At 71.4% G+C, this 18,982-nt stretch carries 18 protein-coding genes; 12 read left to right on the top strand and 6 right to left on the bottom strand.

All coding sequences use genetic code 11. The features are described 5' to 3' along the window. Positions 1-55: 55 nt before the first annotated feature. On the top strand, positions 56-1,372 hold the full coding sequence (locus tag MNOD_RS21575) for a flavin monoamine oxidase family protein (protein ID WP_015931084.1): 1,317 nt from the start codon (positions 56-58) through the stop codon (positions 1,370-1,372). Positions 1,373-1,475: 103 nt separating this feature from the next. Next, on the top strand, positions 1,476-1,697 hold the full coding sequence (locus tag MNOD_RS21570) for a hypothetical protein (protein WP_015931083.1): 222 nt from the start codon (positions 1,476-1,478) through the stop codon (positions 1,695-1,697). A gap of 4 nt (positions 1,698-1,701) precedes the next feature. On the opposite strand, the gene MNOD_RS21565 is transcribed toward MNOD_RS21570, so the two are convergent. From MNOD_RS21565 to MNOD_RS21555, 3 genes are all read right to left on the bottom strand, one after another. Continuing rightward, positions 1,702-2,055: a hypothetical protein gene (locus MNOD_RS21565; protein ID WP_015931082.1), complete on the bottom strand. Its 354-nt coding sequence runs from the start codon at positions 2,053-2,055 to the stop codon at positions 1,702-1,704. An 81-nt stretch (positions 2,056-2,136) separates the two neighbouring features. Further along, a complete protein-coding gene (locus tag MNOD_RS21560) occupies positions 2,137-2,424 on the bottom strand; it encodes a hypothetical protein (protein WP_015931081.1) in 288 nt (95 codons plus the stop codon). A 32-nt stretch (positions 2,425-2,456) separates the two neighbouring features. Continuing rightward, positions 2,457-3,581 (bottom strand): S1C family serine protease, encoded by a 1,125-nt coding sequence (locus MNOD_RS21555; RefSeq protein ID WP_043751796.1) that lies wholly within the window; start codon positions 3,579-3,581, stop codon positions 2,457-2,459. A gap of 249 nt (positions 3,582-3,830) precedes the next feature. Here MNOD_RS21555 and MNOD_RS21550 point away from each other — a divergent pair, with 249 nt between their 5' ends. The 4 genes from MNOD_RS21550 (at position 3,831) to MNOD_RS21535 (ending at position 11,163) form a co-directional block, all read left to right on the top strand. Further along, complete coding sequence (locus MNOD_RS21550) at positions 3,831-6,533, top strand: ATP-binding protein (RefSeq protein WP_015931079.1); 2,703 nt, start codon at positions 3,831-3,833, stop codon at positions 6,531-6,533. A gap of 153 nt (positions 6,534-6,686) precedes the next feature. Continuing rightward, a complete protein-coding gene (gene scpA, locus MNOD_RS21545; protein WP_015931078.1) occupies positions 6,687-8,849 on the top strand; it encodes a methylmalonyl-CoA mutase in 2,163 nt (720 codons plus the stop codon). 90 nt (positions 8,850-8,939) lie between these two features. Next, complete coding sequence (locus MNOD_RS21540; RefSeq protein WP_015931077.1) at positions 8,940-10,787, top strand: M23 family metallopeptidase; 1,848 nt, start codon at positions 8,940-8,942, stop codon at positions 10,785-10,787. Between the two features lie 139 nt (positions 10,788-10,926). Beyond that, positions 10,927-11,163, top strand: a complete 237-nt coding sequence (locus tag MNOD_RS21535; RefSeq protein ID WP_015931076.1) for a hypothetical protein — start codon at positions 10,927-10,929, stop codon at positions 11,161-11,163. Positions 11,164-11,178: 15 nt separating this feature from the next. Here MNOD_RS21535 and MNOD_RS21530 read toward each other — a convergent pair whose 3' ends face one another. Then, complete coding sequence (locus MNOD_RS21530) at positions 11,179-11,703, bottom strand: Uma2 family endonuclease (protein WP_244424541.1); 525 nt, start codon at positions 11,701-11,703, stop codon at positions 11,179-11,181. A 268-nt stretch (positions 11,704-11,971) separates the two neighbouring features. Between MNOD_RS21530 and MNOD_RS21525 the strand changes: the two genes are divergently transcribed. From MNOD_RS21525 to MNOD_RS21510, 4 genes are read left to right on the top strand one after another with little or no spacing between them, the layout of a single operon-like run. Further along, positions 11,972-12,439, top strand: a complete 468-nt coding sequence (locus MNOD_RS21525; RefSeq protein ID WP_015931074.1) for a (2Fe-2S)-binding protein — start codon at positions 11,972-11,974, stop codon at positions 12,437-12,439. Between the two features lie 16 nt (positions 12,440-12,455). Beyond that, a complete protein-coding gene (locus tag MNOD_RS21520; RefSeq protein WP_425277515.1) occupies positions 12,456-14,633 on the top strand; it encodes a xanthine dehydrogenase family protein molybdopterin-binding subunit in 2,178 nt (725 codons plus the stop codon). Further along, a complete protein-coding gene (locus MNOD_RS21515) occupies positions 14,630-14,926 on the top strand; it encodes a c-type cytochrome (RefSeq protein WP_015931072.1) in 297 nt (98 codons plus the stop codon). Before MNOD_RS21520 ends, MNOD_RS21515 begins: the two co-directional genes overlap by 4 nt. Beyond that, complete coding sequence (locus MNOD_RS21510; RefSeq protein ID WP_015931071.1) at positions 14,923-16,203, top strand: NAD(P)/FAD-dependent oxidoreductase; 1,281 nt, start codon at positions 14,923-14,925, stop codon at positions 16,201-16,203. The genes MNOD_RS21515 and MNOD_RS21510 overlap by 4 nt, the downstream gene beginning before the upstream one ends. Before the next feature lie 422 nt (positions 16,204-16,625). Here MNOD_RS21510 and MNOD_RS21505 read toward each other — a convergent pair whose 3' ends face one another. After that, entirely contained in the window at positions 16,626-17,180 is a 555-nt protein-coding gene (locus MNOD_RS21505) for a DUF4337 domain-containing protein (protein WP_015931070.1), read from the bottom strand. Between the two features lie 141 nt (positions 17,181-17,321). On the opposite strand from MNOD_RS21505, the gene MNOD_RS21500 reads away from it, so the two are divergent. Then, the gene (locus tag MNOD_RS21500) at positions 17,322-18,017 is read left to right on the top strand and encodes a hypothetical protein (protein ID WP_015931069.1); all 696 of its coding nucleotides are present in this window, start codon (positions 17,322-17,324) and stop codon (positions 18,015-18,017) included. A gap of 22 nt (positions 18,018-18,039) precedes the next feature. Then, positions 18,040-18,297, top strand: coding sequence for a DUF6894 family protein (locus tag MNOD_RS21495; RefSeq protein ID WP_015931068.1), 258 nt, complete (start codon positions 18,040-18,042; stop codon positions 18,295-18,297). A gap of 79 nt (positions 18,298-18,376) precedes the next feature. Here MNOD_RS21495 and MNOD_RS21490 read toward each other — a convergent pair whose 3' ends face one another. Then, positions 18,377-18,679, bottom strand: coding sequence for a hypothetical protein (locus MNOD_RS21490; RefSeq protein WP_015931067.1), 303 nt, complete (start codon positions 18,677-18,679; stop codon positions 18,377-18,379). Positions 18,680-18,982 lie beyond the last annotated feature (303 nt).

Here is an 18,982-nt window from a genome sequence, read left to right as displayed (position 1 = left end):
GAACGCGCCCCGGGCCGGAATCTCGGGGCGTGAAGGATCACGGAAGGCTGAGGCGATGCCCCTCTCCCGCCGCTCCCTCCTGGTCGGTGCCGCCGCGCTCGTGCTGCCGGGCCGGGCGCGGGCGGCGGCCGATGCCGATGTCGCCGTGGTGGGTGCCGGCGCGGCCGGCCTCGCGGCGGCCGCCGCGATCGCCCGCAGCGGCCACAGCGTGGTCGTGCTCGAGGCCCGCCCCCGCATCGGCGGGCGCGCCTTCACGGACGCCTCCCTCGGTCCCGAGCGGGCCTTCGACGCGGGCGGCCAGTACATCCACTGGGCGGAGCGCAATCCCTGGAAGCCGATCGCGCTCGCCGACGGCGTGCGGCGGGCGGACGACGAGTCCGGCCCCTGGCCGATGCTCTTCATCGACGGCGCCCCGGCGAGCGAGGCCGACCGCAGCCGGCGCCGCCTCGGCTTCGCCCGCCTGACCGGGCTCCTCGACCAGCACCCCGCCGGCGACCGCTCGATCCGCGATGCGGCGGGCGGCGCGGATCCGGCCCTCCTCGCCGCCGCCGCCGGCCTCACCCGCCTCTCCCTCGGCGAGGAGCCGGAGCGCGTCTCGGAGCAGGATTACGATCAGCTCTGGTCGGGGGACGACATCTGGGTCGACGGCTACGGCGCCCTCGTCGAGCGCCATTATGCGGGGCTCGCCGTGCGCACGCATTGTCCGGTGCGGACGATCGACTGCAGCGGCCCGGGCGTCGTGCTCGACACACCGGCCGGCACGCTGCGGACCGCCGTCGCGATCGTCACCGTGCCCCTTGGCGTGCTGGCCGCGCAGGCCATCCGGTTCGTCCCCGGGCTGCCGGCCGATCTCGCGGAGGCGATCGACGGGCTGGGGATGGGAGCCTACACCAAGATCGCCCTCGCGCTTAGCCCCACGAGCCTGCCGGACCTGCGCGATGCGGTCATCGTGCGCTCGCCGCGCGACGGCAGGCCGGGCCTGACGGCCTATCTGGAGATGCGTCCCTTCGGCCGTCCACTCGCAGTTCTGCATGCCGGCGGCGATGCGGCGCGGGCGCTCTGCGAGGCGGGCGAGGCCGCTTCCGTCGCTGCCGCCACGGACGAGGTCGCCTCCATCTTCGGCGCCAAGGCCCGCGGCGCGGTCAGGGGCGGGCGCCTCGCGGGCTGGTGGACTGATCCCTATTCCCGCGGCAGCTATTCCCTCGCCCGCCCCGGCCACGCGGCGGCCCGCGAGGTCCTGCGCCGCCCGGTCGCCGACCGGCTATTCGTTGCAGGCGAGGCCGCGGCGGGCGGGGGCGCCATGACCATCGGCGGCGCCACGCTGGACGGCGAGCGCGCGGCCGCCGCGGCGCTCGCGGCCCTGCGCGCCTGAGTCTTCTGGCAGCCCTGCCGGATCGCCCTATCTTCCCGGCAGGCGGAACCGGACGGCGCGATGGCGCGCCGTCCCGCGGTCCGCCAGGCAGAAAGGCCGATCGATGTCGGGAGAGAACAGCGCGGTGCGCGACCGGGCCGAGACGCGCGCAGCCCGCGCGCGGATGCAGGCCGAGGCCGCCGCGGGAGCGTGGTCCGACCTGGAGAAGGCGAACCGTCAGCGGGACGAGAACATGGCGCGCCTGCGGGCGCTGCGCCTCAAGAAGGAGGCGGAGGAGGCCGAAGCGGCCCCGACCGCCCCGACCCGCAGGATCCGCAAACGCTGACGATTCAGTGGAGCGCGCGCCGGGGTTGGCCGGTGCGCTGCTCCTCCCAGGCTTCGAGCGCGGTGCCCGAGATCCCGCCGTCGCAGAGGCGGCTGCTCAGATCGACGAAGGTCCGCTCGCAGAGTTCGAGGTCGGTCGCGCTCTCCGGATCCTCGTCGGCCTCGTCCCCGCTGGCGAAGCGATCGAAGGCCGCGGACATCTGCGCATAGGCGAGCGCAACCGGCATCGTGCGGAAGATCGTGACGAAGTCGTCGTCCACGTCCCCGGTGTAGAGGTCCCGCATGCGCACGGCATAGCCGTCGGCATGCTCGGCGATCTCGTACTGCCAATGACGGCCTTCGCAGGCTGCTAGGATCATCGCCGTCTCCTGTCGCGCCCTGCGTCACGAATGCGGCGGACCGCCGGGAGGTTCCGACGCCCGGCGCGCCGAAATGCACGCTCAGGGCCGGATGCCGACCTCGAACCCCGCCCGGCCGCTGATCCGCAGCTGCGTGCCGTTGCCGAGATCGATGAAGCCCGGCGCCTTGGGCGCCTTCGCGGGGCTGGGCGCCGCCTCCCGGCATTCGGCCCGGTTCGGCAGGCGGACACCCGGCGGCGCGTCCTGCGGGCAGAGGCGCGGCCGTCGGACCGTCGGATCACCGGCCCGCGCCTCCAGCGCCCCCGCGGCGCAGCCCGCCGCCAAGGCGGTCGCGCAGGCGAGGAGCCGGAGAAGGGAATGCGCGCGCATTCCGAACCTCCTATCAGCCCGCGCCCGCGCCGTCACGGCCGCGTCTGGCCGACATCCGCCGTCGTCACCTGCACGGTGCGGGTGCGGTTGTCGCGCAGGATCGTCAGTTCGAGGGTCTGCCCGACCCCAGCGGCCTGTATGGCGGCCGTGAGGTCGGTAAGGCGGTGGACCGGCTTGCCGTTGACCCCCACGATGATGTCGCCGAGATCGCCGGTGGTCGGGTCGACCCCGCGCAGACCGGCTGCCGCGGCCGGCGAGCCGCGCAGCACGCGCACCACCGCGACGCCATCGATGCCGAGCTGGGCCGCGGCCTCCTCCTGGGCGGCGATGATGCCGATCCCGGGCGTCGGCGTGCGGCCGGTGCGGATGAGGTCCGGGACGACGCGGTTCACCACATCGACCGGCACCGCGAAGCCGATGCCGGCGCTCGCGCCCGATGGCGAGAAGATCGCGGTGTTGACCCCGATCACCCGGCCGGCGGAATCGAGCAGCGGGCCGCCGGAATTGCCCGGGTTGATCGCCGCATCCGTCTGGATGACGCCGGACAGCTCGCGGCCCTCCTGAGTCGGCAGGCGGCGCTGGAGGGCGCTGATCACGCCCGAGGTCAAGGTGTGGTCGAGGCCGAACGGGTTGCCGATCGCATAGACGAACTGCCCGACCTTGAGGTCGCCGGAGCTGCCGATGGCGATGGGCGGGGGCATGGCGCTGACGCGCCCGAGACGGAGCACCGCGAGGTCGTAGTTCGGCGCCGTGCCGACCAGCGTCGCGGGAACGACCTCGCCGCCCGACAACCGCACGGAAATTTCGGATCCGCCCTGGATGACGTGGTTGTTGGTCACGATGTGACCGGCCGCGTCCCACACGAATCCCGTGCCGGTCCGCTCGCCGCCCTGGCCACCCTGCTCGCCACCATAGGGATCGCGCATCAGATCCTGCGCTCTCGGCGCGCGCCGCGCGAAGACGTAGACGACGGAGGGCGCGGCGCGCTCGAACAGCGACACCGTCGAGGCCTCAGCGGGAGACAGCTCACCCCGCGGCGTCACCGCGCGGGGCTGCTCCACGGAGAAGAGCAGTGCCGTGACGTAGGGCTGGGCGACGAAGAGCGCGAGCAGCACCAGGGCGACGCCGAGAGCGACCCGCAGAAAACGATCCGGCACCATGACAACTCCGAGCAACGCTCACGCCGAGCCCCGATGCCCTAACTGGGCTGCATCCGCCCGGCCTTCAATGCAAGCCGGGCCGGGCCCCGTCGCATCGGCCTCGCCCCGGTCGACGCCATCGGTACAGGCCGAATGCATTAGGCCGCCGCCCTCTATCGCGGCGCTTCGATCTCCATGGTATCCCTTCTCGAAGGATCGGCACGACAGGAGGGACCACCAGTCTTGCGTGTGACTTCGGTGACATGCATGGCGTCTCGTCGCGCGCGGCCGCTCTGGTATTACGTCGCTGCACTGAACTTGGCGCTGCTGGTGCCGGCACTCGCCGTCACCATCGTGCTGCTGCACCATTGGGTCGCGGCCGAGCGGTCGCGTCTCGAGAATACAACCGTGGCGATCAATTCGGAGGCCCTGGAGACGGTCGATTGTTTCCTGGCCTCGCAGATCGCGATGCTGCAGGCGCTCGCCACCTCGCCGGCGCTGGAAGCGGGGGATCTCGAACGCTTCGGCCGGCAGGCCGCCGAACTCTCCGCGCTCCAGGGCCTCACCATCATCCTGCGCGACACCGCCGGGCAGGAACACGTCAACACGCAGGTCCCCCGGGGGAGCCCGCTGCCGAGCCTGCCGCGCGTGACCGACCGAGCCGTCGCGGCGACCGGCAAGCCGACGGTCTCGGACCTCCTGATCGGCGCCGTCTCCCGGCAGCCGGAGGTGCGGGCCGGCGTGCCGGTGCGTCTGCGAGGGGAGATCGCCTATGTGCTGAGCGCCAGCTTCCCGGCGGCGCGAATCGGCGCCCTGCTCAGCGAGGCCGGCATCGCTCCCCCCTACTCCGCCTCGGTGACGGACCGCACCGGCACGATCATCGGCCGCTCCGTCGCGACCGACCAGGCCACGGGCAGGCCGCTGCCGGGCTTCGCCGAGACCGTCGGCGACAGCGGAAGCTGGACGGGCAGCAACCTGCTCGGCGTGCCGGTATTCGGGACGTATCGGCGCTCGGCCCTGTCGGGATGGATCGTCACCGTCGGCATCGAGCAGCAGGCGCTGCAGGCCCCCCTCTACGCCTCGCTCTGGATCTCGATCCCGATCCTGATCGGGCTTGGCCTGACCGCCCTCGCGGCCTCGGGGCTTATGGCTCGGCGGATCCTGCTCGCCAAGAACCGGCTGGCCGAGGGCGCCCGGGCCCTGGCGGATGGCCGCGTCATCGATGCGCCCGTCACGCCGGTCCGCGAGGTGAACGAGATCGGAGCGACGCTCGCCGCCGCTTCGGTGCGGCTGCATCAGCAGGCCGAGGCGCTCCAGGCGGCGAACCGCGAACTCGAGACCCGCGTCGCCGCGCGCACGCGCGAACTCGCCGAGAAGGAAGCATTGCTGACGATGACCCTCGATGCCATGGACCAGGGTCTCGTCATGGTGGATGCGCGCGGCGTCGTGGCGGTCACCAACCGGCGCTTCGCCGAGATCCTCGACCTCGATCCGGCTTTCCTCGCCTCCCGCCCGACCGACGAGGCGATGAGCCGCGCGCTGGATGAGGCGGGAGCCTTCGCCTCGGCCGGCCCGGCGGTCAGGGCCGGATTGCAGGCGGACGACCTCGCCCCGCCGGACGCCCGCTGCGAGCGCGTGCGGCCGAACGGCCAGGTGCTGGAGGTGACCAGCACCGCCACGGCCGATGGCGGCATCCTGCGGATCTATACCGACGTCACGGCGCGCAGGAAGGCCGAGGCGGCCCTCGCGGAAGCGCACCGGATCGCGCAGGTGGCGCGCCGCGAGGCGGAGGCCGGCAGCGCCGCCAAGTCGGAATTCCTGGCGACGATGAGCCACGAGATCCGCACGCCGCTCACCGGGGTGCTCGGCTACGCCGACCTGCTCACGGCGCAGAGCGACCTCGCGCCCGAGCACCGCCGGCTCGTCGGCCGGATCCGGAGCGCCGGCGAGGCGCTGCTGACGATCGTGGACGACGTCCTCGACTTCTCGAAGATCGAGGCGGGCGAGATCACGCTCGATCCCAAGCCGTTCAGTCCCGCCCAGCTGGTCGACGAGGCGCTCGCCCTGGTTCGGGCGGCGGCCGACCGCAAGCAGCTCGCGCTCTCGGCCCGGATCGATCCCGCTATCCCTGAGCGGCTCGTCGGCGATGTCGGCCGCCTGCGGCAGGTGCTCCTCAACCTCCTCAACAACGCGGTGAAGTTCACGCGGGCCGGCAGCGTGACGGTGACGGTGGCCTGCGAGCCGGCCGGGCCGGATGCGCAGGACTGCCCGATCCGGATCTGCGTCACCGATACCGGGATCGGCATCCCGGAGGAGAAGCGCGGGCGGCTCTTCCAGCGCTTCAGCCAGGTGGATGGCTCGATCCAGCGGCATTACGAAGGCACCGGCCTCGGGCTCGCGATCAGCCGCCGGCTGATCGAGGCGATGAACGGGCGCATCGACGTCGACAGCCGGGCGGGCGAAGGCTCGACCTTCTGGTTCGCGCTGAAGCTGGCCAAGGTTCCGCTTGAGCCCTCCAAGGAGGCGGAGGAGACCGCCTCCCCCGCCTGGCCCGGGATGCTGGCCCGCATCCTCCTGGCCGACGACAATGCCATCAACCGGGAGATCGTCCGGCGGCTTTTGGAATCCGTCGGGCATGCCGTCGAGGTGGTCGAGGACGGCGCGGCGGCGATCCAGGCGGTGCGCAACGCGGCCTACGATCTCGTGCTGATGGATGTTCAGATGCCGGGCACGGACGGGCTGACGGCCACCCGCAGGATCCGGATGCTGCCGGGCGCGCCCGCGCGGGTCCCGATCATCGCGCTGACCGCGAACGTGCTCCCGTCGCAGGTCGCGGAGTTCCGCGCGGCCGGCATGGACGATCACATCGGCAAGCCGTTCAAGCGCGAGGATCTCTTTGCGGCCGTCGCCCGCTGGTGCGGAGCGGGCTATGCGCCCCGCGGCCGGCTGAGGGCGGCGACGAGGGGGTAGGAGATCGGCCGGATCCCCGCGCCGGGTTGCGGGACGGAGCCGTGCGAGAGCCGGCGACGGAGCGCACGGCGCCTCCCACCTTCATCCCATTGGCCCCCTTTCCGGCGGCGCCTATAAGGGGCGGATAGCAGCGTGAACGAGGGCCGCAGGCCGATGACCCGCATCCCGGATTTCTCGGACATCGCCTTCTCGGCGCCGAGCCTCGGCACGGCCGCCGCCGGCCCGGCCGAGCCCTGGATGACGCCCGAGGGCATTCCCGTGAAGGGAGCCTACGGCCCACAGGACCGCGAGGGCATCGACTTCCTCGAGACCTATCCGGGCATCGCGCCCTTCCTGCGCGGCCCCTACCCGACCATGTACGTCACCCAGCCCTGGACCATCCGGCAATATGCCGGCTTCTCCACGGCGGAGGATTCGAACGCCTTCTACCGGCGCAACCTCGCGGCCGGCCAGAAGGGGCTCTCGGTCGCCTTCGACCTCGCCACCCACCGCGGCTACGATTCCGACCATCCGCGCGTCTCGGGCGATGTCGGCATGGCGGGCGTCGCCATCGACTCGATCTACGACATGCGCACCCTGTTCGCGGGGATTCCCCTCGACCAGATGACCGTGTCGATGACCATGAACGGCGCCGTCCTGCCGGTCATGGCGCTCTACATCGTCGCCGCCGAAGAGCAGGGCGTGTCGCCCCAGAAGCTCGCCGGCACGATCCAGAACGACATCCTCAAGGAGTTCATGGTCCGCAACACCTACATCTACCCGCCGGCCGGGTCGATGCGGATCATCTCGGACATCTTCGCCTATACCTCGGCCCATATGCCGAAGTTCAACTCGATCTCGATCTCCGGCTATCACATGCAGGAGGCCGGGGCGACGCAGGATCTCGAACTCGGCTACACGCTGGCCGACGGCGTCGAGTACATCCGGGCCGGGCTCGGGGCCGGGCTCAGCATCGACCAGTTCGCGCCGCGCCTGTCCTTCTTCTGGGCGATCGGCATGAACTTCTTCATGGAGGTGGCGAAGATGCGGGCCGCGCGCCTGCTCTGGGCCAAGCTCGTGAAGGAGTTCTCGCCCCAATCCGACAAGTCGCTGGCTTTGCGCACCCATTCGCAGACGAGCGGCTGGTCGCTCACCGCCCAGGACGTGTTCAACAACGTCACGCGCACCTGCGTCGAGGCGATGGCGGCGACGCAAGGGGGTACCCAGTCGCTCCACACCAACGCGCTGGACGAGGCGCTGGCCCTGCCCACCGACTTCTCGGCCCGCATCGCCCGCAACACCCAGCTGTTCCTGCAGCAGGAGAGCGGCACGACGCGGATCATCGATCCCTGGGGCGGCTCCTACTACGTGGAGCGCCTGACGCGGGACCTCGCCGCCCGCGCCTGGGGGCATATCCAGGAGGTCGAGGGCCTCGGGGGCATGGCCAAGGCGATCGAGGCCGGCATCCCGAAGCTGCGCATCGAGGAGGCGGCGGCCCGCACCCAGGCGCGGATCGATTCCGGCCAGCAGACCATCGTGGGCGTCAACAAGTTCAAGCCGGACGGCGACCGCCCGATCGAGCTCTTGCGCGTCGACAACGGCAACGTGCGCGCGATGCAGATCGACAAGCTCAAGCGCCTGCGCGCCGAGCGCGACGAGGCCGCGGTCGCGACGGCGCTCGACGCCCTGACCAAGGCGGCGAACGGGGACGGCAACCTGCTCGCGCTGGCGGTCGCGGCGGCGCGGGCCAAGGCCACGGTCGGCGAGATCTCGGCGGCGCTGGAGCGGGCCTGGGGCCGGCACCAGGCGGAGATCCGCTCGATCTCGGGCGTCTACAAGCGGGAGATGGGCGGCATGTCGGGGGCGGTCGAGCGGGTGCGCAAGCTCGTCGAGGCCTTCGAGGAGGCGGACGGAAGGCGTCCCCGCATCCTCGTCGCCAAGATGGGCCAGGACGGACACGACCGCGGCCAGAAGGTGATCGCCTCGGCCTTCGCGGATCTCGGCTTCGATGTCGATATCGGGCCGCTCTTCGCGACCCCCGAGGAAGCGGCGCGGCAGGCGGTGGAGAACGACGTGCACATCGTCGGCGTCTCCTCGCTGGCGGCCGGCCACCTGACGCTGGTGCCCGAACTCAAGGCGGCGCTCGTCGCCGCCGGCCGGCCCGACGTGATGATCGTAGTGGGCGGGGTGATCCCGCCGGGCGACTTCGAGGCCCTGCGTCAGGCCGGCGCCTCGGCGATCTTCCCGCCCGGGACCGTGATCGCGGAGGCCGCCGCGACCCTGATCGCCGAGCTCAACCAGCGCCTCGGCTACGCCCCCCGACAGGCCGCCGAGTAGGCCGGCCTCAAAAGGCAGGCCGGTCTCAAAACGGTCACGGTTGTCCGGCCTGAGGCGGGGAATTTCCCCGACTCACCTTCAGGTTCGCGCGTGCAGGCCGGCGCTTCCGATTCCCTCGACGATACCGCCTTCTCGCGGCCGGGAGGCCAGAGGGTCAATCTGCGCTGGCTTGCCGCCTGCCTGCTCACGGGCTTCGCCGGGGCCGGGCTCCTCGGCGTCGCGCTCGATCTCGCGGCCTCCAACGGCATCGTCGCCGTTCCGCCGGAACTCGCGGTGCGGCCGCATCCGGACGGCCCGACGAGCGATGTCGCGCGCAAGGGGGACCGCCTCGTGCGCGACGAGGTGGTGGTCGCGGCCAAGCGCGAGTTCCGCGCCCCGATCACCGAGAGCGCCGGCGAGCGCGAGCTCATCCGCGTCCATTCCGTCGTGCAGATCGCCACCGACCTGCCGCTGCGGGCGCCGGGTACCCCGATCCCGCCCTTCGATCCGATGCGCAGCGCGCGGATCGAGGCGGCCGCCGTGGAGGAGGCGGGGACCGATCCGGCCGAGACCGCCGTCACCCTGGTGCGCAGCCGCCTCGCGGAATCATCGGACGAGCAAGGCCCCGCCCTCACGGACGAGGAGGTCGACGCCCTCGTCGCCGAGACGCAGCGCATCGCCGGCGGTTCGGGGCCGCTCCCGCCGGCCTTCCCGCCGGAGCGGATGCTGTCGCGGGCGCTGCGGCTCGGCGCGGGGTCGGAGGAGGTCGAAGCGCCCTCCGGCGCCATCGAGGTCAAGATCCTGCCGGAGAACCTGACGGAGATCCCGGAGATCCTCGCGGCGCCCGCCGCGCCCCTGTTCGAGACGCGTGAGGCCGTGCTCGGCAAGGATCAGACCCTCGACGCGCTCCTGCGCGAGAACGGCGCGCCGCCACAGCGCGTGGCCGCGATCCTGGCGGCCTTGAGCCCGCATGCCCGCACCGACCTGCCGGAGGGCCAGCACCTGCGCCTCCTCATCGCCCGCGAAGGAGCCGAAGCGGGCATCGCCCGGGTGACGCTCTACGGAGAAAGCGGCATCGAGGAGATCGCAGCGGCGAACGACCGCGGAGCCTTCGTGTCGGTGGCGCCGCCGCGGTCCGGGGCTGCCGCCGCCGAGGACGCGGAGGGAGGCGTCAGCCTCTACGAGAGCCTCTACGGCGCCGGCCTCAAGAACGGGGTGCCGCGCACGGTGATCGAGGATCTGGTGATGGCGCTCGCCGCCGGCAGCGATCTCCAGAGCCGCACGGAGCCGGGCGACCACATCGAGATCGTCTTCACGACCGACGAGGATGCCAGGCCCGAACTCCTCTACGCGGCCCTGCGCAGCCATGGCGAGACGCAGACCCTCTACCGCTTCCGCATGCCGGGCAGCGGCGAGGTCGAGTACCTCGGCGCGGAGGGCCGCTCCACGCGAAAATTCCTGATCCGGCGGCCGGTGGCGGAGGGGCGGATCAGCTCGCCCTTCGGCGCGCGGCTGCACCCGATCCTCGGCTATTACCGGCCTCACAACGGGGTCGACTGGGCGGCGACTCGGGGCACCCCGATCATGGCGACGGGCGACGGGGTGGTGATCTCGGCCGGCGCCCGCTCCGGCTACGGCAACCGCGTCGAGATCCAGCACGCCAACAACTACGTCACCGCCTACAACCACATGGCGCGGATCGCCCGCGGCATCGTGCCGGGCGCGCGGGTGCGGCTGGGGCAGGTGATCGGCGCGGTGGGCACCACCGGCCTCTCCACCGGGCCGCACGTCCATTACGAGGTCGCCATCAACGGGCGCTTCGTCGACCCGATGAAGATCCGCCTGCCGAGCGCCCGCGAACTCACCGGACCGGCGCTCGCCGCCTTCCGGGCGGTCGAGGAGCAGATCGACGCGCTCCGCCAGCACCGCGGCGGCACGGCCACGGCGGCGCGAAGCTGAGCGGGACAACCGGCCCTGCTCGCCCCAGGAAGAATCTTCTCTGCGGCTTCTCGCCGGGAGAACGGTCTGCTCTGTTCGGGACGAACTTCGAAAAACGTGTCCATTGATCGCGCGGGATGCCGAGGCAACATTCCGGCGCATGAACGAGCGCCCCGAGACCACCCCGACGGTCTTCGATCCTTACGGTGAGACGCTGGCCTGCGGCTCGGCCTGCCCCTTGGAGGCGGGCGAAAGCCGCGCGCGCCGGGCCGCGATCGTGTTGTTCTGGAGCCTCGCCCTGCTGCTGGTCGCCGGCCGGGTCTACGTGGCCGGCGAGCCATTCGGTCAGGGAACGCCGCGACTGACCGCCTCCGCCGCCACGACGACGATCCGCTGACGCCCGTCCCGACACTCACGCGAGGTCTGCGAGCGGAATCGCGACCGCGGCGAGTGCTGCCGCCTGCGGAGTCAGGACGGCGCTGTGCGGGTGGTCGGTGACCGCGCCATAACCGGCATCGCCCGACGGTCGCCGATGAACGCGGGCAACCCGCTCCTGCGCGTCGATCACCCAGTATTCCGGGACCCCGTAGCGGGCATAGAGGTGCGCCTTGCGGCCGAGGTCGTAGGCGAGACTCGATGCGGCGACCTCGATCACCAGCAGGATCTCCGGGCCGGGAATCACGCAGAAGCCCTCCGGAGAGGGACGATGCGCCGTCTCGAAGGCCAGAAGGAAGTCGGGTTCGAGCAGAGTGCGAGCATCCAGTTGCACGGTGCTCTCGGTCGCCAGGTAGATGGAGGAAGGCAGCACCGCGGTCAGGCGCCGGTTCAGACGGTTCTTGACGAGATCGTGCGCATAGCTCTTCGACGCCATCTCGACCAGTTCCCCGTCCAGAAGCTCGATCCGCTCGCCCTCCGCGATGACGCCGGCTTCGATCATCCGGCGCAGATCCTCGGCGCTGAAGCGGCGCAGGAGCGGGTTCTCGGGTCCGGGCGGTACATGGATGGTCATGGCGACCCTGCATCGATCCCTCTGCGGACAGGATAGCACGGTCCATCCCACCGGTCCGTTCAACCGGAAGATGCCGGTTTCGGCTCGCGCATCCGTCAATTGACGTCCCAGCCATCCGGATTAGTTCTCTGCCGGTCTCCAGCGGACGAACCCGCGGCGTGCCCCGGGTCCCGCGCCATCCGGAATGGGACTGGCCATGATGCGTCTCAACGTGAACGGATCCGTGCGCGAGGTGGATGCGGAGCCGGACACTCCCCTGCTCTGGGTGATCCGCGAGCAGATCGGCCTCACCGGCACCAAGTACGGCTGCGGCATCGCCCAGTGCGGTGCCTGCACGGTCCATGTCGACGGCCAGGCGGTGCGCTCCTGCTCCGTTCCGGTCTCGGCGATCGGCGAGGGGCAGAGAATCGTCACCATCGAGGGCCTGAGCCCGGACCGGTCGCATCCGGTGCAGAAAGCCTGGGCGGCGCTCGACGTGCCGCAATGCGGCTTCTGCCAGTCGGGGATGATCATGGCCTCGGCGGCGCTGCTCGCCCAGAATCCGAAGCCCTCCGACGACGACATCCGCCGCGAGATCACCAATATCTGCCGCTGCGGCACCTACAACCGCGTGCTCGCGGGCATCCGCCTCGCCGCCGAGGGCGGCGAGGCCGGGCGCGGCTGAGGAGGCAGGCATGACGATGGGATCCCCCACCACCCCCACCCGCCGCCGCTTCCTGGCAGGGGCTGCCGCGACGGCCGGCGCCTTCAGCTTCGGCTTCCACGTGCCCTTCGGCGCGCAGGCGGCACCTGCGCCGACACCCGAGGTGAATGCCTGGGTGGTGGTGCGGCCGGACGAGACCGTGGTGATTCGGATCGCCCGGTCCGAGATGGGCCAGGGCACCCTCACCGGCCTCGCCCAGCTCGTCGCCGAGGAACTCGGCTGCGACTGGGCGCAGGTGACGACCGAATATCCCACCCCGGGGCAGAACCTTGCCCGCCAGCGGGTCTGGGGCGATTTCTCCACCGGCGGCAGCCGCGGCATCCGCGAATCCTTCGTCGCCGTGCGCCGGGGCGGCGCGGCCGCCCGCCTGATGCTCGTCGCGGCGGCGGCGCAGGATTGGGGCGTGGCCCCGGGCGAGTGCCAGGTGCAGAAGGGCGTGATTACCCATCCGGCCTCGGGCCGCAGCACCACCTTCGGCAAGGTCGCGGCGCGGGCCGCCACCCTCGAGCCGCCGAAGGAAATCCCCCTCAAGGATCCGAAGGACTGGACCATCGCGGGCCAGTCGCTCAAGCGCCTCGACACCGCCGCGAAGCTCGACGGCAGCCAGGTCTACGGCCAGGATCTCCGGCTCGACGGCATGCTGAACGCCGCGATCCGCGACTGCCCGGTGCCGGGCGGCCAGGTGAAGAGCTTCGACGCCCGGGCGGTATCCGGGATGCCGGGCGTGCGGAAGGTGGTGCAGGTCGGCGAGAGCGGCGTCGCGGTGATCGCCGACACCTTCTGGCGGGCGAAGACTGCCGTCGAGGCGCTGCCGGTCGTCTGGGACGGGGGCCCGAACGCCTCCGTGTCGAGCGAGACGATCGCCGCGACGCTCAAGGCGGGCCTCGACGCCGAGGAGGCCTTCGTCGGCAACAAGGCCGGCGACGTGAGGTCCGCCCTGCACAGCGCCGCCAAGCTGGTCGAGGCGACCTACGCCTACCCGTTCCAGAATCACGCCACCATGGAGCCGATGAACGCCACCGCCCGGTGGACGCCGGAGCGCTGCGAGGTCTGGACGCCGACGCAGAACGGCGAGGCGGCCCTCGCCGCGACGGCCGAAGCGGCCGGCCTCTCGCCCCGGCAATGCGAGGTCTACAAGATCCATCTCGGCGGCGGCTTCGGGCGGCGCGGCGCCACGCATGACTGGGTGCGCCAGGCGGTGCTGATCGCCAGGGAGATGCCCGGCACGCCGATCAAGCTGATCTGGAGCCGCGAGGAGGACATGACGCATGGCCGGTACCATCCGGTCACGCAGTGCCGGATGCGCGCCGCCCTCGACGCCGAGGGCAACCTCACCGGCCTCCACATGCGCATCTCCGGCCAGTCGATCCTCGCGGCGATCGTGCCGGGCCGGCTCGGGCCGGACGGCAAGGACCCGGTGACCTTCCAGGGCCTCAATCCGGGCGGGGCGGAGGCGGCGATCGGCTACACGATCCCGAACCTCCTCATCGACCACGCCATGCGCAACCCGCACATCATCCCGGGCTTCTGGCGCGGCGTGAACACCAATCCCAACGCCATCTACCTCGAATGCTTCATGGACGAGGTGGCGCATGCGGCGGGCCAGGACCCCCTCGCCTTCCGCCGCAAGCTGATGGCCAACCACCCCAAGCACCTCGCGGTGCTGAACGCGGTTGCCGAGCGCATCGGCTGGGACCGCACGCCGCCGGACGGCGTCCATCGCGGGCTCGCCCAGATCATGGGATTCGGCAGCTACGTGGCGGCCGCCGCCGAGGTCTCGGTGCGCGATGACGGCACGCTGAAGATCCACCGCATCGTCGCGGCGACGGATCCGGGCGTCGCCGTGAACCCGCAGCAGATCGCCGCGCAGGTGGAGGGATCCTTCGTGTACGGGCTCTCGGCGGCCCTGTACGGGGAATGCACCGTCAAGGACGGACGGATCGAGCAGACGAATTTCGACACCTACCCGGTGCTGCGGATGGACGAGATGCCGGCGGTGGAGACGATCCTGATGCCGTCGGGCGGCTTCATCGGCGGCGTCGGCGAGCCGACCATCGCGGTCGCGGCGCCGGCCGTGCTCAATGCCGTCTTCGCGGCGACCGGCAAGCGGGTGCGCCAGATCCCGCTCAAGCACACCGACCTGCGGCGCGCGTGAGAGCCCGTCTCGCCCTGGCGCTCCTCGCCGCGAGCCTCGGCGGCGCCCGTGGGGCGCCGCTCCAGGCCCCGCCCGGCGCCTCCTCCTGCTCGGGCTGCCACGGCCCGCACGGGGAGGGCGCCTTCGCGCCGCTGGCGGGCCGCCCGGCCGAGGAGATTGCGGCGGCGCTCAAGGACTACCGGGCGGGCACGCGCCCGGCCACCGTGATGACCCGGATCGCCAAGGGATTCTCCGAGGAGGAGAGCCGCGCGATCGCCGACTATCTGGCGCAGCAGCCGCAGGAGGCGCCGTGACCGACGCGACGCGGAGAAGCCTCCTCGGCGGCCTTGCGGGGCTCGCCCTCGCCCGCCCTGTGCGGGCGCACGCCCGTCCTGTGCGGGCGCAGCAGGGCGCTTCCGGCCGTGTCGTCGTCCTCGGCGGCGGCTTCGGCGGCGCCTCGGCGGCGCGGGCGCTGCATCAGGCGGGGCTGTCCGTCACGCTGGTCGAGGCCGAGACGACCTACACGGCCTGCCCCTTCAGCAACGAGGTCATGGTTGGCCTGAGGCCCATGACGGCGCAGCGCTTCGGCTACGAGGGCCTGAAGGCGAGCGGCGTCACGGTGGTGCAGGCCCGCGCAAGCGGGATCGACGGACGCGCCAGGCGGGTGGCGCTCGCGGACGGCACCGCCCTGCCCTACGACCGCCTGATCCTCTCGCCCGGCATCGCCCTGCGTTTCGACGCGCTCCCGGGCTACGACGAGGCCGCGGCCGAGGTGATGCCGCATGCCTGGAAGGCCGGTGCCCAGACCGAGCTCCTCGCCCGCCAGCTCGCGGCGATGCCGGATGGCGGCACGGTGGTGCTGTCGGTGCCCGGCAATCCCTATCGCTGCCCGCCGGGTCCCTACGAACGCGCGAGCCTCATCGCCCACCTGCTCAAGACGCAGAAACCGCGCTCGAAGCTGATCGTCCTCGACGCGAAGGACACGTTCTCCAAGCAGAAGCTGTTCGAGGCGGCCTGGAAGGCCCTCTATCCCGATCACCTGGAATACGTTCCCCTGGCGGCGGGCGGGCAGGTCACGGCGGTGGATCCCGGCACGATGACGGTCCGGACGGACTTCTCGGATTACCGGGCCGCCGTCGCCTGCATCATCCCGCCCCAGCGCGCCGCTCCGATCGCGGCCGCGGCGGGGGTCGCAGACCGGTCGGGCTGGTGCCCGATCGACCCGGTGACCTTCGAGTCCCGCCTCGTCCCCTCCATCCACGTGATCGGCGACGCCGCCATCGCGGGGGCGATGCCGAAATCCGCCTTTTCGGCCAATGCTCAGGCGAAGGTCTGCGCCGAGGCCGTCGCCGACCTGCTGGCGGGGCGCCCGCCGGTCACGCCGAAGCTGATCAACACCTGCTACAGCCTCGTCGCGCCCGGCTACGGCATCTCCGTCGCGGGCGTCTATCACCCGGTGAACGGGGTGCTCGCCGATGTCGAGGGTGCCGGCGGGACGAGCCCGCTCGACGCCCCGGCCGAGCTGCGCACCGAGGAGGCCGCCCACGCAGCCGCCTGGTATCGGACCATCACGGGCGACGTCTTTGGCTGAGCGCCCGCGTGATACCAACGGGCCTTGAACAGGACCGTTGGTTCCGGTCTCGGAATTTTCGCCAAGCCAAAGGCTTGGTGTCGACACTTCGAGATGGGTCAACGGCCCGATGCGTGAGCATGCGCGTCAGCATCTTGGGCCCTTGGGATCAGTTCACCACCGGCCAAGCCGGCCCTAGGGGGATGAAACCGGCTGACCGAGCGCTCCCTCCCGTGGCAGCCAACCCCGGCCCTCATGCTGAGGTGCTCCGAAGGAGCCTCGAAGCACACCTGGACGGTGGTCCGAGCCTCCGGTGGATGGGATGAGCAGTCAGGCGTGCGTGCCGGCTGATGCCGGCCAGAGGGCCGGCTGCCGGTGCGATCTTCGATCGCCGCCACCTCAGCATGAGGAGCGGGGCGGATTCCACGCCGGTCGGTTTCTATTTAGATGAGATGCAAGGCGTGCGGGGCGAACAGGCCGACGGCCAGCATGCCGATTCCCGCCACGCCGAGCAGGCCGCCAGTGACGGCGAGCGCCGTGATTCCGGTGATCACCTGCGCGGAGGCGAGCACGATGCCGATCTGGAACGCGGCCGACCCGACCTCGAAATGGTGGTAGCGCGCCAGCGCGAGCTCGCGCTTCTCCTCCGCCGTCTTGGCCCTGGCGGCGAGTTCCTTGCGGCCCTCGCCCGTGGCGGGCTCGGAATCGTAGCGGGCAATGGTCTTCTGCCAGTCCTCGACCTGCTTCTTCACCGCCTCCGGCGCGGCACCCGGGGCCTCCAGCGCCGCCTGCTCGACCGCGGTCTTGAGGACCGTGCTGCGGATCGTGCGGGCCTGGAAGAACGCCCACAGGTTGCTCGCCTCGACATTCGCGCTGATCGCATCCGTCTGCGCGCTCTTGGCCAGCGTCTCGCCCAGCGCCAGGAACAGCGCCAGAACCGAGATCAGCAGCGCCACCTTCTTGTTCGACCCTTCGACCGCTCCGTGACCGCCCGACATCGCCATCTCCCTCGCGTCAGCGGGCCCTGTCATACCCATCGATCTGCGAACCGCCAGTGACTTCTCGCCCTCGCCGGCCCCCCCTTTCCTTCCGCAGCGAGTCGCGGGATGAGACGGCCGAGTCTTCTCAGGACCCTCCCCATGCTCCGCACGCCTGCCCTGCTCGCCAGCCTCCTCGCGATCGCCGCGCTGCCGGCGCGCGCCGAGACCCGCCCCGCCTGGCCCGACACCTATCTGAGCCGCGTCGAGGCGATGGCGGTGATGCAGACGCTGAACGCGCAGCTCCTCGCCGCCCGCAGCGCCACCACGACCCTCGAAGCGTGGTGCGGCGCGCACGGGATCGCGGCGGAGCCGCGGCTCGTCGCCCGGCTGGTGCGCGAGGTGGACCGGCCGGCGAGTGCCGAGACGCGTCAGCGCCTCCAGGTCGGCCCGGACGAGCCCCTGCGGTACCGGCGGGTGCGGCTCGCCTGCGGCGATCAGGTGCTGTCGGAGGCCGACAATTGGTACGTGCCCGCGCGCCTCACGCCCGAGATGAACCGGGCGCTCGACACCAGCGACACCCCCTTCGGGCGAGCGGTGCAGGGTCTCAAGCCGACCCGGCAGACGGTCGAGAGCCGCCTCCTTTGGCAGCCGCTCCCGGAGGGCTGGGATCAGGCGGCGCCGAGCGCGGGATCCTGCGGGACGCTCCCGGTCCCGGAGGCGCTCTTCAGCCATCGCGCCGTGCTGTTCACCGCCGAGCGGCAGCCGTTCTCGGAAGTGGTAGAGACCTATGCGCGGACCGTGCTCGACTTCGCGCGGGCACCGAGGCCGGCGGATCCCGCCTGCGCGAAGCCCTGAGATGGCGACCGGAGGCCATGCCATGCCCCGCTACTTCTTCGCGACACGGGTCGGCGCGGATCTGCTGCCCGATCCTGAGGGCCGAACCTTGCGCGACGCGGACGAGGCCTGGGAGGTCGCGCGCAACCTGATCCGCGAGGTGCTGCGCGAGAGCGGCCCCACCTCGCGGCTGCTCTCGGCGATCCTCGAAGTCACCGACGAGGCCGGCGAGATCGTCTTCGAGTTCCCCTTCTCGGAAGCGGTTGTGCCGCCCGGGGAGCCGGGCGGGACGCTCCACTGAGCGCCTCCCGGCGCTGCGCGCCCGGCATCGAGGGGCCACATCCTCGCGATGGCGGATCGGGCACGAGGGCCGCGCCGACTCAAACGCCCTCGACACTGCGCCGGTGCGCGACATCCATTTCGGCGGCGAGGTTGTGCAGGAGATAGTCGAGCATCTTTCGGTCCACGCAGACGGCATCGAGCCGTGCGCGCAGCTCCTCGACGCTCGGCGGGACCTGCGGGAAGCTGCCGGACGGCGCGAGAACGCGCTTGAGCACCGCACTGACAATGACGGAGCGGTCATACCCGCGATGCTGGGTCAGACGCCGGAGCGCGCGCGCCAGACTATCGAGTTGTTGCTCCGTCTGAAATTCCGATGCGGCGTTGAACCGGCGCCGTGTCATGTCGCCTTCTCCAGCTTTTCGTCCGGAGATGCTAGCGCTCGGGCCGGGAAGAGACTGTTAAAGGCGGAGCCGGAGCCGGTTTTGCACACGGCTTCAGCCTGCTCTCCGAGGCGGCAGAGGTGCCGCGGCTCGCACGATAGCGGATTTCGGCCTTGCTCAGGTGGGCGCGGAAGGAGATCCGGGACCCAGACAATGAAGTCGCGCAGCGACCGCTTTCAACGACAGTGCTGACATACGGAGCCGCTTCGCGGCGAGTTCTCGTGCTGGATCCCGGGTTGCATTCCGCTGACGCTGCATGCGCCC

Source organism: Methylobacterium nodulans ORS 2060, from assembly GCF_000022085.1.
Taxonomy (GTDB): domain Bacteria; phylum Pseudomonadota; class Alphaproteobacteria; order Rhizobiales; family Beijerinckiaceae; genus Methylobacterium; species Methylobacterium nodulans.
Note: the sequence above shows the minus strand (reverse complement) of the source record. Positions and strands in the feature narration are given on the sequence as shown.

What these genes read in the sequence shown, in the direction of transcription:
- scpA (WP_015931078.1), top strand. Translation starts at nt 6,687, where the DNA reads ATGACCCGCATCCCGGATTTCTCGGACATCGCCTTCTCGGCGCCGAGC.
- MNOD_RS21505 (WP_015931070.1), bottom strand. Translation starts at nt 17,180, where the DNA reads ATGTCGGGCGGTCACGGAGCGGTCGAAGGGTCGAACAAGAAGGTGGCG.
- MNOD_RS21500 (WP_015931069.1), top strand. Translation starts at nt 17,322, where the DNA reads ATGCTCCGCACGCCTGCCCTGCTCGCCAGCCTCCTCGCGATCGCCGCG.
- MNOD_RS21560 (WP_015931081.1), bottom strand. Translation starts at nt 2,424, where the DNA reads ATGCGCGCGCATTCCCTTCTCCGGCTCCTCGCCTGCGCGACCGCCTTG.
- MNOD_RS21530 (WP_244424541.1), bottom strand. Translation starts at nt 11,703, where the DNA reads ATGATCGAAGCCGGCGTCATCGCGGAGGGCGAGCGGATCGAGCTTCTG.
- MNOD_RS21575 (WP_015931084.1), top strand. Translation starts at nt 56, where the DNA reads ATGCCCCTCTCCCGCCGCTCCCTCCTGGTCGGTGCCGCCGCGCTCGTG.
- MNOD_RS21525 (WP_015931074.1), top strand. Translation starts at nt 11,972, where the DNA reads ATGATGCGTCTCAACGTGAACGGATCCGTGCGCGAGGTGGATGCGGAG.
- MNOD_RS21495 (WP_015931068.1), top strand. Translation starts at nt 18,040, where the DNA reads ATGCCCCGCTACTTCTTCGCGACACGGGTCGGCGCGGATCTGCTGCCC.
- MNOD_RS21565 (WP_015931082.1), bottom strand. Translation starts at nt 2,055, where the DNA reads ATGATCCTAGCAGCCTGCGAAGGCCGTCATTGGCAGTACGAGATCGCC.
- MNOD_RS21520 (WP_425277515.1), top strand. Translation starts at nt 12,456, where the DNA reads ATGGGATCCCCCACCACCCCCACCCGCCGCCGCTTCCTGGCAGGGGCT.
- MNOD_RS21570 (WP_015931083.1), top strand. Translation starts at nt 1,476, where the DNA reads ATGTCGGGAGAGAACAGCGCGGTGCGCGACCGGGCCGAGACGCGCGCA.
- MNOD_RS21535 (WP_015931076.1), top strand. Translation starts at nt 10,927, where the DNA reads ATGAACGAGCGCCCCGAGACCACCCCGACGGTCTTCGATCCTTACGGT.
- MNOD_RS21490 (WP_015931067.1), bottom strand. Translation starts at nt 18,679, where the DNA reads ATGACACGGCGCCGGTTCAACGCCGCATCGGAATTTCAGACGGAGCAA.
- MNOD_RS21550 (WP_015931079.1), top strand. Translation starts at nt 3,831, where the DNA reads ATGGCGTCTCGTCGCGCGCGGCCGCTCTGGTATTACGTCGCTGCACTG.